Origin of the sequence: Paenibacillus algorifonticola, assembly GCF_000971975.1 — a bacterium.
Classification (GTDB): domain Bacteria; phylum Bacillota; class Bacilli; order Paenibacillales; family Paenibacillaceae; genus Pristimantibacillus; species Pristimantibacillus algorifonticola.
Genome location: NZ_LAQO01000007.1, coordinates 66,804 through 81,281 on the forward strand (window position 1 = coordinate 66,804; position 14,478 = coordinate 81,281).

13 protein-coding genes and 3 pseudogenes are annotated in these 14,478 nt (G+C 48.5%); 5 read left to right on the top strand and 11 right to left on the bottom strand.

The features are described 5' to 3' along the window. Positions 1–291 precede the first annotated feature (291 nt). Positions 292–1,590 (bottom strand): acetylornithine deacetylase, encoded by a 1,299-nt coding sequence (locus tag WH37_RS15230; protein ID WP_046231463.1) that lies wholly within the window; start codon positions 1,588–1,590, stop codon positions 292–294. 365 nt (positions 1,591–1,955) lie between these two features. On the opposite strand from WH37_RS15230, the gene ant(6) reads away from it, so the two are divergent. Next, positions 1,956–2,816 (top strand): aminoglycoside 6-adenylyltransferase, encoded by an 861-nt coding sequence (gene ant(6), locus WH37_RS15235; RefSeq protein ID WP_046231464.1) that lies wholly within the window; start codon positions 1,956–1,958, stop codon positions 2,814–2,816. A gap of 50 nt (positions 2,817–2,866) precedes the next feature. Here ant(6) and htpG read toward each other — a convergent pair whose 3' ends face one another. The 3 genes from htpG to WH37_RS15250 form a co-directional block, all read right to left on the bottom strand. Beyond that, entirely contained in the window at positions 2,867–4,747 is a 1,881-nt protein-coding gene (htpG, locus tag WH37_RS15240) for a molecular chaperone HtpG (protein ID WP_046231465.1), read from the bottom strand. A 130-nt stretch (positions 4,748–4,877) separates the two neighbouring features. Then, the gene (locus WH37_RS15245) at positions 4,878–5,564 is read right to left on the bottom strand and encodes an HD domain-containing protein (protein ID WP_046231466.1); all 687 of its coding nucleotides are present in this window, start codon (positions 5,562–5,564) and stop codon (positions 4,878–4,880) included. After that, positions 5,548–6,222, bottom strand: a complete 675-nt coding sequence (locus tag WH37_RS15250; RefSeq protein ID WP_046231467.1) for a hypothetical protein — start codon at positions 6,220–6,222, stop codon at positions 5,548–5,550. The genes WH37_RS15245 and WH37_RS15250 overlap by 17 nt, the downstream gene beginning before the upstream one ends. A gap of 189 nt (positions 6,223–6,411) precedes the next feature. Between WH37_RS15250 and WH37_RS15255 the strand changes: the two genes are divergently transcribed. Continuing rightward, positions 6,412–7,992: a stalk domain-containing protein gene (locus WH37_RS15255; protein WP_046231468.1), complete on the top strand. Its 1,581-nt coding sequence runs from the start codon at positions 6,412–6,414 to the stop codon at positions 7,990–7,992. A gap of 110 nt (positions 7,993–8,102) precedes the next feature. Here the strand turns inward: WH37_RS15255 and WH37_RS15260 are convergent, their stop codons facing one another. The 7 genes and pseudogenes from WH37_RS15260 to WH37_RS15290 form a co-directional block, all read right to left on the bottom strand. Further along, positions 8,103–8,645 (bottom strand): histidine phosphatase family protein, encoded by a 543-nt coding sequence (locus WH37_RS15260; protein ID WP_046231469.1) that lies wholly within the window; start codon positions 8,643–8,645, stop codon positions 8,103–8,105. Positions 8,646–8,665: 20 nt separating this feature from the next. Beyond that, positions 8,666–9,235 carry a YdeI/OmpD-associated family protein gene (locus WH37_RS15265; RefSeq protein ID WP_046231470.1) on the bottom strand — a complete coding sequence of 190 codons (570 nt, stop codon included), beginning with the start codon at positions 9,233–9,235 and terminating at the stop codon, positions 8,666–8,668. Positions 9,236–9,470: 235 nt separating this feature from the next. Next, the gene (locus WH37_RS15270) at positions 9,471–9,980 is read right to left on the bottom strand and encodes a DinB family protein (RefSeq protein ID WP_046231471.1); all 510 of its coding nucleotides are present in this window, start codon (positions 9,978–9,980) and stop codon (positions 9,471–9,473) included. A gap of 82 nt (positions 9,981–10,062) precedes the next feature. Beyond that, positions 10,063–10,980 carry a helix-turn-helix transcriptional regulator gene (locus WH37_RS15275; RefSeq protein ID WP_046231472.1) on the bottom strand — a complete coding sequence of 306 codons (918 nt, stop codon included), beginning with the start codon at positions 10,978–10,980 and terminating at the stop codon, positions 10,063–10,065. Between the two features lie 436 nt (positions 10,981–11,416). Then, positions 11,417–12,387, bottom strand: a pseudogene (locus WH37_RS15280) (FGGY-family carbohydrate kinase); the annotation flags it as partial. Next, the gene (locus WH37_RS15285; RefSeq protein WP_052736994.1) at positions 12,369–12,584 is read right to left on the bottom strand and encodes a histidine phosphatase family protein; all 216 of its coding nucleotides are present in this window, start codon (positions 12,582–12,584) and stop codon (positions 12,369–12,371) included. The gene WH37_RS15285 and the pseudogene WH37_RS15280, both read right to left, overlap by 19 nt. A 41-nt stretch (positions 12,585–12,625) precedes the next feature. Further along, positions 12,626–13,294: a DUF4085 family protein gene (locus tag WH37_RS15290; protein WP_046231473.1), complete on the bottom strand. Its 669-nt coding sequence runs from the start codon at positions 13,292–13,294 to the stop codon at positions 12,626–12,628. A 237-nt stretch (positions 13,295–13,531) separates the two neighbouring features. On the opposite strand from WH37_RS15290, the pseudogene tnpA reads away from it, so the two are divergent. The 3 genes and pseudogenes from tnpA to WH37_RS15295 all read left to right on the top strand — a co-directional run. Further along, positions 13,532–13,813: pseudogene (tnpA, locus tag WH37_RS37400) on the top strand (IS66 family insertion sequence element accessory protein TnpA); the annotation flags it as partial. Beyond that, positions 13,807–13,983: an IS66 family insertion sequence element accessory protein TnpB gene (gene tnpB / locus WH37_RS37405; RefSeq protein WP_074904788.1), complete on the top strand. Its 177-nt coding sequence runs from the start codon at positions 13,807–13,809 to the stop codon at positions 13,981–13,983. The pseudogene tnpA and the gene tnpB, both read left to right, overlap by 7 nt. Further along, a pseudogene (locus tag WH37_RS15295) lies at positions 13,955–14,239 on the top strand (transposase domain-containing protein); the annotation flags it as partial. The gene tnpB and the pseudogene WH37_RS15295, both read left to right, overlap by 29 nt. Positions 14,240–14,478 lie beyond the last annotated feature (239 nt).

The following is a 14,478-nucleotide window of genomic DNA, read 5'->3' on the forward strand; positions in this document are numbered from 1 at the left end:
CTCAAACCTTTCACTCCGCTCCGCCCTTTTTCATCCGGCTTTTTATTTAACAGCTGGTGATTCGCTGACTCTTATTATTCACACTCATTAATCCCACTTGTGTTCGAGGACTGACGTTCCGCTATTTCAGCGATTTGGCCGATTTAGTCGTGACCGCGGACAGGAAATCCGCTATTCCGTAATTAACGGGGACTTTATAGGTTTTTTGCAGCCAATAACTGCATCTGAGTCCTCGAACAAGGCAAAATCGTTGATTTTCACAAATTAACGGCTTCTCTGTCCGCTCAACAACTATACGCTGCTCCCTGCTTCCTCTTTCGGACGGTTGCACCAATCGGCAATGAAGCCGAGTATAACTTTTGTATAATAAATCAGCTCGTTGATGTCGACGCTCTCGTCCACCGCATGGGCATGCTCCAGCTGCCCTGGACCATAAATGACCGTCGGAATGCCTTCCCTGCCGATCCAGCCCGCATCGGTTACACTTGGGCTCATGCCAACAGCTGGCAGCACGCCAAGCACTTGCTGATGGCTTTGCTCCAGCGCCTTCAGCCCCGACCACTGCGGATTCAGCTCCTGCGAAGGGAAAATTTCGCCGCGATCCTCAATCATCGAGCGCCCTCCCCAGCGGAAGGTTGGCGGATGCTTGCGCATCCATGGATCGCCCTGCGCTACGCCAAGCAAGTGCGCTTCAATTTCGGAAGCAATCGCTTCATAATCTTCATTCGGGTAAAAATGAACCGTGATCCATAACGAACAGCGGTCCGCGATAAAGGCGGCATGACGCCCCCCTTCAATGACCGCAGGGTTGATCGTATTGGAGCCGGGAGGAAAACCTTCATAAGATTTGCTCACTGCCCAGTGGCGCTCTAAATCTTGAAGCCCGGCGATCAGCTTAGCCATTTTCTCAATCGTGCTGGCGCCTTGAACGCCGCCTCCGGCATGGATCATGCGCGAACGCATGCCATCATGGAACGTCTCCGGGCTTTGCAAAGTGACCCAGCCGGTTATAACGCCGCCCTGCCCTTGAATTGCCAGTCCGCTCGTATCGGCAACGATCGCGAAATCCGCTTCGCAGCCACGCTCCATACAAGCGCGAGTGCCAGCCTCGCCCGCTTCCTCGCCAATAACGGCTTGGAACAGCAAGTCTCCTTTCAGCTCCACACCCGCTTCGGTCAGCAGCTTGCTTGCAAACAGCAATGCCGCAAGCCCGCCTTTCATATCGGCTGTTCCACGTCCATAAGCGCGTCCATCCTCCAGCACCAGCTTGAACGGATCACGCTTCCAGCCTCCGCTGTCGCCCACCTCAGCGACATCCATATGCCCATTGAGCAGCAGGCTGCGATAACGCTCGCGATTGGTGCCCCGTTTTACCGCCGTCACGTTCGGATCGCCTGGATAAACCTCCCACAGCTCAGTCGCAAAACCGCTCGCTTGCAGCTGCTTCTCCAAAAACTGCTGGGCTTCCAGCGTATTGCGTGCTGGAGGGCTGACGGTTGGATACGCCACCAGCTCGGCTAGCAGCGCGAACAGCTCATCCTGCCGCTCATCCACCTGCTGCTGCAGCGCCCCAATCCATGCTTCTGTCATCTACTTTCTCCCCTTTCCTGAAGGAAAGCAATGCTCGCAGTTCATCCAAAACCCTGTCTCAGACAAACCCGCTTTTATTCAGCGGAGAAATACAAAAAAACCATTCGAGAATACACGAATGGCTACGTTTCGTTATGTTCTCTACGCCAGCATTACCTGGATCAGATTAACGGTCAGGAAAACAAGTTCCCTATCTCAGCCAGACTTCATCCAGCACCCGCATTTCGTATGAAATTAGTTTAACTATAACGGAATACTTGAGAATAGGCAACGGTTCGATTGTGATTGCGGGCGATTACTTTTTTGCGGGCTGTAGACCAAGCAGCTGTAAGATATAATGAAATCAGGGAAAGGAGGTTTTCCACATGAGAAGCGAACAGGAAATGATGAAGCTGCTTATAGACTTTGCTGCCCATGATTCTAGAATTGTACTTGCCACGCTCGAAGGCTCACGCACCAACAAAAACATCACCCCTGATCTATTTCAGGATTTTGATGTTTCCTATTTTGTGACCGATATGGATGCTTTCAAGGAAAATGAGGAGTGGTTGAGCAGCTTCGGAAAGCGGATTATGATGCAGAAGCCTGAGGATATGAAGCTTTTCCCCGCCGAATTAGGCAATTGGTTTTCCTATCTCATCATTTTTGAAGATGGGCATAAGCTCGACCTGACGTTGATTCCAATCGACGAGGTAGATGATTATTTTACGAATAGCGACGGTTTAGTCGAAGTGCTGCTTGATAAACAGTCGCTTGTCCAAAATGAAGTGCTCCCAACTGACCGTCAATATTGGACGAAGCAGCCGACCGCAAGAGAATTTGACGATTGCTGCAATGAATTTTGGATGGTTACTACTTACGTGGTAAAGGGACTCGCGAGGGAAGAAATTTTGTTCGCAATTGATCATTTAAGCGGGATTGCCCGCCCTAATTTACTCCGAATGATGGCTTGGCAAATTGGTGCAGAGCAAGGCTATTCCTTTAGTGTGGGGAAAAATTATAAATTTATAAACCGTTACCTTCCAGAAGAGGATTGGGAAGCGCTGCTTTCTACTTATGCTGAAAATAGCTACCCCAACATGTGGCAGTCTCTATTCACCTGCTATGAGCTGTTTCGAAAATACTCTAAAACCGTAGCAGCAAGCTTTGGGTATGTGTATCCCGATTACGATGAAGCTATCACTAAATATACCGAACGCATCTATAAAAAAGAGGGCTTTCTCTAAAGCAGCTTAACGCTGCTCTAGGGAAAGCCCTCTCTGCATGCTTGTGGCTGTTACACCATGATTTTGCACATCGCGTTCGTAAATTCAACCGGATCTTGAATCGGCAGCCCTTCAATGAGCAGCGCTTGGTTGTACAGCAGGTTCGTGTACAGGCCGAGCTTCTCTTCATCGCTGGCAAAAGCGGTTTTGAGCGACTGCAAAATCTCGTGGTTGACGTTGATTTCGAGCACCTTGTCCGCTTTCACATTTTGGCTGTCCGGCATGGCTTGAAGGATTTTCTCCATCTCAATGGACACTTCGCCCTCCGAAGTCAAACATACCGGATGCGATTTCAAGCGCTTCGAAGCGCGAACACCGGATACTTTGCCCGCGAGGATGCCTTGCATCTTCTCGAACAGCTCCTTGTTGTCGGTCGCTTCCGCCTCTGTCGTTTCCTCGCTTGGATCTGCTTCAATGCCAAGATCGCCGCTGGATACGGATTTAAATTCTTTATCCTTGTATTTCAAAATCACTTTAATCGCAAATTCGTCGATATCGTCCGTGAAGTACAAAATTTCATACCCTTTGTCCAATACCATTTCCGTTTGCGGCAGCTTCTCAATGCGGTCAATCGATGCGCCCGAAGCATAATAAATGTACTTCTGATCTTCCGGCATGCGCTCTACGTACTCATCGAGCGATACGAGCGTTTTCTCCTTGGAGGAGCTGAACAGCAGCAAATCCTGCAGCGTATCCTTGTTTGCGCCGTAATCGTTGTAGACGCCAAATTTCAGCTGTCTGCCGAAAGCTTTGTAGAACTTCTCATAGCTGTCGCGCTCGTCTTTGAGCAGGCTGATCAGCTGGCTTTTAATTTTGTTTTTGATGTTTTTGGCAATGAGGCTCAGCTGGCGGTCATGCTGGAGCAGCTCGCGGGAAATGTTCAGCGACAGATCCTCGGAATCGACCATCCCTTTTACGAAGCCAAAATAATCCGGCAGCAGGTCGGAGCACTTGTCCATAATAAGCACGCCATTGGAGTACAGCTCAAGGCCTTTCTCAAATTCCTTCGTGTAATAATCGAATGGCGTATGCTCTGGAATGTACAGAATAGCGTTATATACAACCGCGCCGTCTGCACTGATGTGGATATGCTTAAGCGGCTTGTCGAAGCCATAGCGCTTCTCCATATAGAAGTTGTCGTAGTCTTCCTGCGTCAACTCGTTTTTATTTTTGCGCCAAATCGGCACCATGCTGTTAATCGTCTGCTCTTCGGAATACTCTTCGAATTCGCCTTCGCTGTCCTCTTTCGGACGTTGTCCTGCAACATCCATCTTGATCGGGTAGCGAATGAAATCGGAATATTTCTTAATGATCGCACGCAGGCGATATTGCTCCAAAAACTCGTCGTAGCTGACTTCTTCCGCATTGTCTTTAATTTTCAGCACGATTTCGGTTCCGACGGTATCCTTCGTAGCCGGTACAATCGTGTAGCCGTCTGCGCCTTCGGATTTCCATTTGAACGCTTCCTCACTGCCGAGGGCACGGCTCGTTACCGTTACAACATCCGCCACCATAAACGCCGCATAAAAGCCAACGCCGAACTGGCCGATAATGTTATGGCCGTCCTTCGCTTCATTCTCGTTCTTGAAGGCCAGCGAGCCGCTCTTCGCAATAATGCCGAGATTGTTCTCCAGGTCCTCCTTGGTCATTCCGATACCTGTATCGGCAATCGTCAGCGTGCGCGCCTCTTGATCCGCCGTTACTTTAATATAATAATCCGCCTGATTGAATACCAATTGATCATCGGATAATGCTTTGTAGTAGATTTTATCAATTGCATCACTAGCATTGGAGATCAGCTCGCGCAAAAAGATTTCCTTCTGCGTATAGATGGAGTTAATCATCATTTCCAGCAATCTCTTCGATTCCGCTTTAAACTGTTTCTTGGCCACGAATAAATCTCCCTTCAATAATCATCATTATAAGGCTGCGTAAGGCTAAGTCTAGTTTAGCACTCTTCACGCCTGAGTGCTAATCCTAATTTTTATATACCATATATGAATTTGTAATGTCAACTTATGGTTAGCACTGACTATCCCATTCGGCATAAAACTGCTCCAAATAGGCTAGCATGAACTGATGCCGCGTGTCCGCAAGCTTTTTCCCATAGGCCGTATTCATCAAATCCTTCAGCTTAAGCAGTTTCTCGTAAAAATGGTGCACCGCCGTCGCTTCGCCGCTCCGGTATTCCGCCTCCGTCATTTCCGTGCGGGGCCGCACATTCGGATCATGCAGCAGATGCCCCTTCGCGCCCGCATAAGCAAACGTTCGCGCAATGCCAATGGCGCCAATCGCATCGAGCCGGTCGGCGTCCTGCACAATCTGGCCCTCCAGCGTGCTCATCGCCTTGCCTCCGCCGCCCTTGAAGGACATCGTCGAAATGATTTCCATCACATGGACAGTGTCCTGCGGATTAACGTTATTGTGCTCCAGCCAGCTCCGCACCTTCTGCAAGCCTGCGGCTTCGCTAGCATTCAGCTTGGCATCCGCGATATCATGCAGCAGCGCCGCTAGCTCGCACACGAACAAATTCGCCTGCTCCTCGCGGGCAATCGCTTTCGCCGTCTGCGTAACACGGCGGATATGCTGCCAATCATGACCGGTATACTCTCGCTCCAGCGTCTGCCTGACGAACTGCTCGGCAGCTAATAGAATCGCCTCGTTCGCCTTTTGTTTAGGACGTTGTTCCTGATTATCCTTTGGATTCATCGCTTGTCCGTTCCCGCCTTTCTCCTACCCATACGTCACCAGCTTGCAGCTTGTATACGCTGTCTGGTTGCCCACTCCATTGCTGCTTCTCCACATCATAAGCCTTGCTCTTGATACACTTAACTTCCCGCTCCGTTCGAAATCCTGATGCCAGATCATCCTCTAGCTCGGACTCATAATAAAACTCGGCATCTATATGGAGCTGCCAGGCAAAAAGCTCCACGCCTTTGATTTTTTGCAGCAGAGGAAGCTTAGCGAGACGTTCGTCTGCTTTAACCTGCATCATCGTATTTTGCTCAAAAGCATGATCATAAGCATGAAGCTGCTCGCCAATAGCCGCAACCACCTGTGAGGATATGAAATCCGGCTCAAACAGCCATATTTTCAAATAAAAAGCTTCGTTTCGCTGCTTCAATTGCTGATGCCACGCTTCATAAATATCAAGCAGCGCGGCCAGCAGCAGCCGCGAAAACCATACAGGCGGATTACGGCGAACCAATCTATAGAAAGGGTCTATCCAAAGCTTCACATAATCCCTTTGATGATGAGCGAGATACTCCATATCCAGCTGCATATAGCGCTGCTTCCACTTCTCTATTTCCCGGACTCTGCGCTTCCAGCCTCTTATTTTATGCTTATTCGACAACCCTTTTTCCATCGTGCTGACCGCGTCCCTTCGCCCTTTAAGTCTTTCTATTATAGCGTCCCTTCCCTTATTTAAAAGCCGATCTTTCATCGTTTTTACAAAACTAGCTCCGTCCCTTGATCTGGCTTTAACAATCTATTTATATACTTAGAACGATTCTACATACGATCTTAAAAAAGGATAAAGGGGATTTGTAAGCTTATGAAAACGGTAAAGCAACTTGTTCAAATGATGTCAGTCGCGACGATGCTCGCTGCAGGAACAGGCGCTTTCGCCCCTGCCGCTCTCGCTGCTGATGCGCCTGCTGGTGATTATGTGAAGCTGCGCCAAGCTATCGAAAATATGCAAGGCGAAGTAACATGGGACGCTAATATCCGCAGCGCTGAAATTACGGTAAGCGGTTTAAAAGCATCCTTCCCGATCGGCTCTTCTTCCGCTACGATTAACGGTGCCGCAACCGAAATTGGAAGCCCTTCTCTTTTGACGAAAAGCACGACCTATGTTTCCAAAAAAGCGTTGGACAGCCTAAAAGCGCAGCTCGTCCAGCAGCAAAATAAAACCGGCTTTGAGCTTGCCGCTTCCTTCCAAATGCCGAGCGAAAAAGCTGAAATCGCCGCTTCCACGCCAGACGGCAAGCGCCTGCTCGTTACCGAAGCCGACAATGGCAGCATTTCCGTATTGGACATTGCCGACATTAACAAAGTGAGCGTGCTGAAAACCGTCAGCTTTCACGACCTTTCCACCGAGGCGGAAGTGACGAGCGTCACCGTATCCAAGGACGGCAGCTATGGACTTGCGGTCATCCGCACGGGCGATGATGTGAACAAAGCAAACAAAGGACTGCTGGCCGTAGTTGATTTGGCTACCTACAAAACTGTAAAAACATATGAGCTTGGCATCGGCCCTGACTCCATTGCGCTTTCGCCGGACGGGCTGAATGCCGTGATCGCGATTGAGGATGAGGAGCTAGATAAAGCGGCTGATGAAATCGATTATGCGAACGCGAAGCGTCCTGGCAGCATTATGATCGTTTCTTTTGCAGGCGGTGACCCGCTGAAGGGCGAGGTTGTGGACATTGCAACTCCCTTGGACGATGTAGAGGGAGCCATTTATCCGCATGATCCGCAGCCGGAATATGTGGCAATTAGCCCAGACAGTGCAACCGCAGCCGTAACGATGCAGGAAAACAACGCAATCGCGCTTGTCGATTTGAAGACGAAAAAGCTCATTCAGATTTTCTCGCTCGGCACTTCGCAGCATAAAGCCGATCTGGAGGACGATGGGAATGTGCGGTTTACGGAGGATTTGACCGCTCGTTATGAGCCGGATGGCATTGCGTTCTCGCCAGATGGCAAATATGTGCTGACCGCCAATGAAGGCGATTTGGGCAAAAATGAATTTAAAGACGGCGTGAAGGCCGGCGGCCGCAACATCGCGGTCTGGGATTTGGAGGGCAAGCGAGTATACGACAGCGCGAACCTGATTGACGAGGCGACAGCTAAAGTCGGCTTGTATCCCGATGACCGCAGCCCGAACAAAGGCAGCGAGGTGGAAAATCTGACCGTCGCGACAGTCGACGGAACAGCTCTTGCCGCAGTAGCGTCGGAACGCGCGGATGCAATTTTATTTTTCGATGTCGCTAATGCTGCGAACCCCGTCTACCTTGGCTTGATTCCAACGGCTGGAAATTCACCAGAAGGCATTCACCGCGTACAAGGACGCAGCTTGTTCGTCAGCGCGGATGAGAGTACAGGAACGGTAAGCTTTTACGCGAAAAAATAAGGACGGCTGCATGCTGCACTTAGCATAGCGGGTGTAGCCCGCTTTAAATGAGAAAATCCCTTGAGCACTTGTGTGCTCAGGGGATTTTTGGCTTCTAAGGATAAGCCCCGTCATGGCTTCCAAATTCGCTTGAAGCTGGAAGCTTCATCGGTGAAGGAAAGCTCGTAAACGTCGGGATTGGATAAGGCTTCCCATTCTTGAAAGCCGACTGCCCGATCCAGATGCTTGAGAAGCAGCGAAATGAGATTGCCATGTGAGACGATTACGGCATTTTTCCAGCCACTATTCAGTGCCTCATTAACGACTTGAACGGCCCGGCTTGTAGCGGTGCGGCTGGATTCCCCGCCCTCGTAGCATAAATCCATGTCCTCATAGGTTCGGCGAAGCATTTCGCGCCAGTCTGGATGATTTTGACCCGATAAAATGCGCTCGGTTAACCGCTCATCCATCTTTATGGGCAGGCCGATTGCATCAGCCAATGGAGAGATGGTCCGGTAAGCCCGCTCATACGGGCTCGAAATGATTCCTTCTATCTGCTTGTTCGCTAAAAAAGAAGCTAATTGCTGCGCTTGCTCTATTCCCGCTGCGGTTAACGAAGCGTCAGGCTCCTGACCTTCTGCTTGGCAATGACGAACCAAATAAATAGCATTCATATTGTTACTCCTTAGGTTTATTAATAATTTAGAAGGCGTCCATTATCATGCCATTGACCGTACATTTTATTTTCTTTCGTGTTTGTTATAAATTTGTCTAATCTGCTCTTAAATAATTCTGGCTGATTTTTATTGCTTTGGATCGTGTCAATGCGAACTTTTCTATAAAGATTTGGAAATGCTATGAAATTCTCATATACTTGCTTTTCCTCTTGCAGCCTTTGCTCTATAACCCTATCTATTTTAAAAGAATCGTGATCCATATCAGGAAGTACCTTTCTTCCTTCGTCTCTCATTAACCCCAGCTTTTCGAGGCGGCGGACACGCTCTTTATTCAATTCAGTCCATGAACTTCTTTTGCTTCTAGGAGACAGTCTCTGCGCCAGCTCCGTTTCAGATATTTTCTTTTTGACTCCATCAATCCATCCAAAGCACAAGGATTCTTCGACCGCGTCCAAATATAGCAGCATATCTGGGTTTGGCGTCATACTAACTACTACCCAACAAGATTTTTTAGTCGTACCATTTTCCTGAAGCCAAATTCTCAAATCTTCTCTCGATTTTACTGTAATTAGATTTTCAATTTCCATAGATCAAATACAATCTCCTTTCTAATTATGGAGAGTCATTGTAGAGCCTATGTCCCTAGTCGATGTACAACCAATTATTTCATAGCTACAAGAATTACACTACTAACTTACACCTAAAAGTAAAAAATAGCTCCCGCTAATAAGTACGTATAAAAGCGGGCGAGCTATGTTTGGGTTTATTGACGTATTAACGTTCGTTGAAGCCAACAATAAAAATGGGAGCTGGCTTTTCGTTTTACTTTGTGGCTTCCTGATACCAAAAAAGTGCATAATCGTTCATGGTGGATGCGTGGCCGAGCTGACGCAACATTGTAGAAATATTGCCCCTGTGATAAGTCCCGTGATTGACCAGATGCAGCACAATTTCCGATAAGCTTGTTTGGCGGATTCCGGCATATGGATTGTCAAGCAGAATGGTCTGCTCCAAATCAGCCTGGCTTTGGAACCATTCTCTGTATTGTTCCGATAACTGGGCAAAGAGATTGGCGTATTCATCCACAGAATTCAGGATGCTCTCATTTAGCGTTATGCATGCTTGCAGCGCCTCTGGCATACCCGTGCCTGTCAAAACCAGATACCACATCTTATCAACCGCATAGATATGAGTAAGGGCATGGGCGATGGTGGGAAACGAGCTGTTCACTTCTTGACTCAGCACAGAGGACGGGAGTCCCTTGATTCTCCCTAGGATAGTTTGGCTCGCCCATGTGTGGTATTCAAACATTTGTACCGGATGTTTTGACATTTGTAACGTCTCCTTTTGACTTATCATGAATTTGATTTTGTTTCTGTTGTTATAATAAAAAAAGAAGTATGACAAAAGTCTGTCATACTTCTTCATAAAGCTGGAGAGTATTTTGAAGCTGTTCTTTTAAGAGCCCTCGCAGTGCAATAGGCTCGAGGACTTCGGCGCCGCTGCCAAAACTCAGCAGAATGGACCAAAGCCATCGTGCTTCTAATGGCTTATAGACTGGAATTCGCATCGTCATACTTCCATCGTCATGAAATTGCTTATCAGCCTGGTGAAACTGATCCATCGCTTCCGCCAAAGCCTTCGGCCCTACTCGGATCACCACATCCTTCAACTGATCGTAACCTTCCTTGTATGAGAAAGCAGCCTCTTTCGGCGCCCCATGATGCGGCTGAAAGTCTTCCTGTGTCAAGAACAAATTCATCATCCGCGATAGGCGAAACTCCCGATAATCCCGCCTTGTTCGGCAAAACCCATAAACGTACCAATTGCTATATTTGAAATGAAGCCACATCGGTTCTATATCACGGGTCGTACGTTCATTATTGGCATTGATATAATCAAAGCGGATGATCTTTCGCTTCGTAATGCCCGTGCGTAATTGACAAAGGGCGTCTGGCTCCGTCCGGAGCGTTTCAAAGTCCACAGACAGACTTGGGGTCTGATGCTCGGGTGCGACCGTTTGCAGCCGTTCAATGGTTCCCTGGACACGCTCGTCTTTAAACACGGTGGAGAAGCTGCTGAGCACGGTGATCAGGGAATTGACATCGTAAGAACCGAGCAAACTTTTATCCATTTTGTACCCGTCCATGATGCCATATCCACCTTTGCTCCCCTGATGCGATATGACCGGGAAGCCCGCAGCACATAGGACATCGATATCCCGATAGATCGTTCTTTGAGAAACTTGGAACTCTTCAGCTAGCATGGAGGCAGACAAAACCTCGTGGTTAAGCAGCTTGTAGATCATGGAGATCAAACGCTCCAATTTCATATATATCCCCGCCCGTTATTCCATTTCGTATTACTGGGCATTATTATATCACAATATTGTTTTAGCTCATTTTGGGATTGATTCAATTGTTGTGTCGCAGGTAATTTCGGCTGTTTTAATCCACGCACTCCGTACGGAGTTGAGCGTCAAATAGCCCACACCTATCAGTGAGGGTTATTGACGCTCACCAGCCCTCAAACCCGCGTCCGACGCGGCCTCCCGGCTCTTACTCTTCTCCCGTCGCGATCGAATTCTCCGCGTACGAAATCCAATCGCTTCAGCTTTATATGTTAACTGAAAGCGATTACAGTGAGGAGCGGGCATGACCTGCGAGTTGCGCCAGTGGCGGGGATTGGACGTGCCTGAGCGGATGGTTCGGGTACGCCAACTTCAGATTCTGCCTCGCGGAAAATAATCCCTACATTTTTCACGCTTCTCATTTCTTCCAATTTTCTACAAAATGATCTACCGCTGCCTGCTCAATTGCCAGCCCTTCCGTGTAACGCTCCATAAACAAGGCAAAGCCATTCACATCTGCACTGTCAGGATAAACCTCTTGTCCTTCTGCATCCTTGAACACTTTAGTGGTAAGGTAATCAGCCAAGCCCTCGCGCTGCTCCTTATTAACCATATAGGATGCCAAAATTGCCATCCCCCATGCGCCGCCCTCACCAGCCGTAGACATGACCGAAACAGGAACATTCAGTGCTGCGGCACACATTTTTTTGACTGACTAGCGGCGTTTTGAACAATCCGCCATGCGCCATGCGCCAAAATACGGTCAATCGTTATATGCTCCTTCTGTGTCAAAATATCCATCCCCAGCCTTAGTGCAGCAAACGCGGTAAACAGATGTACTCTCATAAAGTTAGCCAGATTGAAGCGGCTTTCTGGAGAACGAACGAACAACGGACGACCTTTTGCAAGCCCGGTAATGTTCTCGCCTGAATAGTAACCGAAGCTCAGCAAGCCGCCGCCATCAGCGTCTGCTTCCAGCGCTTTGTTGAACAGGACGCTGAATAACTGGTTCATATCGGGCTTCAGCCCCATTGCTTCATAAAATTCACGGAACAAGCCGAGCCATATGTCAATCTCAGGGTACACCGTGGATAAATCTTTCTCCAGTACAATCATGGCAAAAATCGACGTACCTACGGAAATGTTGCCGGTACGTTTTTTGACACTATTCGTAGCGACCATGCCTGTTCCGGCATCGCCTTCTGGAGGACATAGCGGAATACCTGCTTGCAGGCTGCCTGATGGATCTAATAGTCGGGCACCAGCTTCATTGAGATATCCAGCATGTTCACCTGCAGTAAAAACTTTAGGTAAAATATCTTTAAGCTTCCACGGGTAGTCCTTATCGGCAATTAAATCGGCAAACTGCTTCACCATATCTTCATTATGGGCAGGCCGATTGCGTCAGCCAAAGGAGAGATGGTCCGGTAAGCCCGCTCATACGGACTCGAAATGATTCCCTCTATCTGCTTGTTCGCTAAAAAAACAGCTAATTGCTGCGACTGCTCTATCCCCGCTACAGTTAATGGAGCGTCAGGCTCTTGGCCTTTTGCTTGGCAATGACGCACTAAATATATCGTGTTCATGCGCTCACGATCCTTTTTAGAATATTAAATAGCTCTCTTGGCTATCGGCTTGGCAGCTCGCCTAATGCTTCAATCTCTACATCGACAGCGGAAATAATGAACGCTTCTAGCGAATCCAGCAGCACTCTGAGCTCAAAGCCACCGTCAATCGTATAAATTTCATCGTACAGCCACCACGTATTTTCAGGAAGATCCGGAAGCTCCAAATGCTTGACTCCGTGAAACGTGATTTTAATATCCGTAAAATAATGATAAGAGCCGCGACAGTCCAAATATAGAATAAACGTTGCTTCATCAGGCCGATCATAGGAGGTGAATTTGGCATCGTGAAGGGTATTTTCGAATAGCTTGACCGCATTTGGCGGAAGCTCGTTTTGAATCGATTTATAATAGCCGTTATACGTCTCGGCCACTTTACGCATGCGATCATCATAGTCTTGCTTCCACTGCTTCGCCATTTCCTTCAATTCAGGAGGCGGGTAGATCGCATTCAACGTGCCATCGTGTATGTAGGGATGAAAGGCTTCAGGGAGGTATGTTAGCAGGTGTTCTTTCTTTTCTTCTAACAATTCGCGCTGCGATTGTAGATAGTCTATGCCTTCTGAGCGAAAATAGGCGAGGTATTCCTCCCATTCCTCTTCTGTCTCATATATGCACATTATCCCGGCAATCTGCATTTCTTCATACCATTCTTTTGTGCAAAATTTCATGGATTTCCTCCTTGGCTGCTCGTGAATGTTGTGGTTTCAATCCACGCACTCCATCCGGAGTGCGACCATCCCTTTTTTGTTATTTGAGGTCAGGCGTGTTGATTATCCGTGAGCGTCAAATAAAGACCACCTACAAAAGTGTAGACAGAGCATGAAACAATGAGGGCACCACAAATCAGGAGGTGTCTCATGAATAAAAAAGAACAGCGCCGTCGGGAGTAGACGGCTCGCCTTGCAGACTATTCTGCGAGCGGGCTGACGATGTCCCTCTGGTGCCAGTCTCATGACGTGACGATCGAACAACTAAAATATTGGAAACGCCGACTTAAATCCGCTGCGGACGTACAACCGCCATCTCTACCGCGCTTTATCCCCCTTGCCCCTGAACCAACGATGTCCCCCTCACCGTCCGCCTCGCTGGTCGTTCGTGTAGGTCCCGTCTGCATCGAACTGGCACCTGGCTTTGATGCTAATCTGCTTCGTGAAGCCGTCGAGGCCTTACAGGGGCTGCCATGTTGACGCTCTCCAGTCACACCTCTGTTTATCTGGCTGCGGGAGCAACCGACTTGCGCCGATCCATCGACGGACTGGCCGCTCTTGTTCAGGAGGGCTTCGGCCTCGATCCTTTTTCACCGTGTCTTTTTGTGTTCTGCAATCCGGCGCATAACGATCGACAACAACCGAAATGAGCGTGCGATCAAGCCTTTTGTCATTGGACGCAAAAACTGGCTATTTGCTAACACGCCACGCGGCGCGAAGGCTAGTGCAATGATCTACAGCGTAATCGAAACAGCCAAAGAAAATGGCTTAAATCCGTTTGCCTACCTGACCTATGTGTTGGAGCAGCTCCCGCAATTAACAGACCGGTTAGATTCGGAAGCATTCGACAAGCTGCTGCCTTGGTCCTCATCCTTACCAGAGTCTTATCGCGTCGCCAAGCTTTAAGGTCTTAATAAGTGAAGCCTGCATCTCTTTTTGAGGTGTGGGCTATTTGACGCTTACCAAACAAAGGTGTAGAGCTAAGATATCGGCATGGGCTAGTAATGGTAAACCTAGTGGTGCAGAAACAGTTAAAATTGAGTTAATGCGTAGTGAACTACCAACCACCTAAGAGGTGGTGGCTTCTTGGTCAATGAAGCTACTGCTCCAAGTTTACCCAAGCTTACAGGCTAGATTCCTAACCC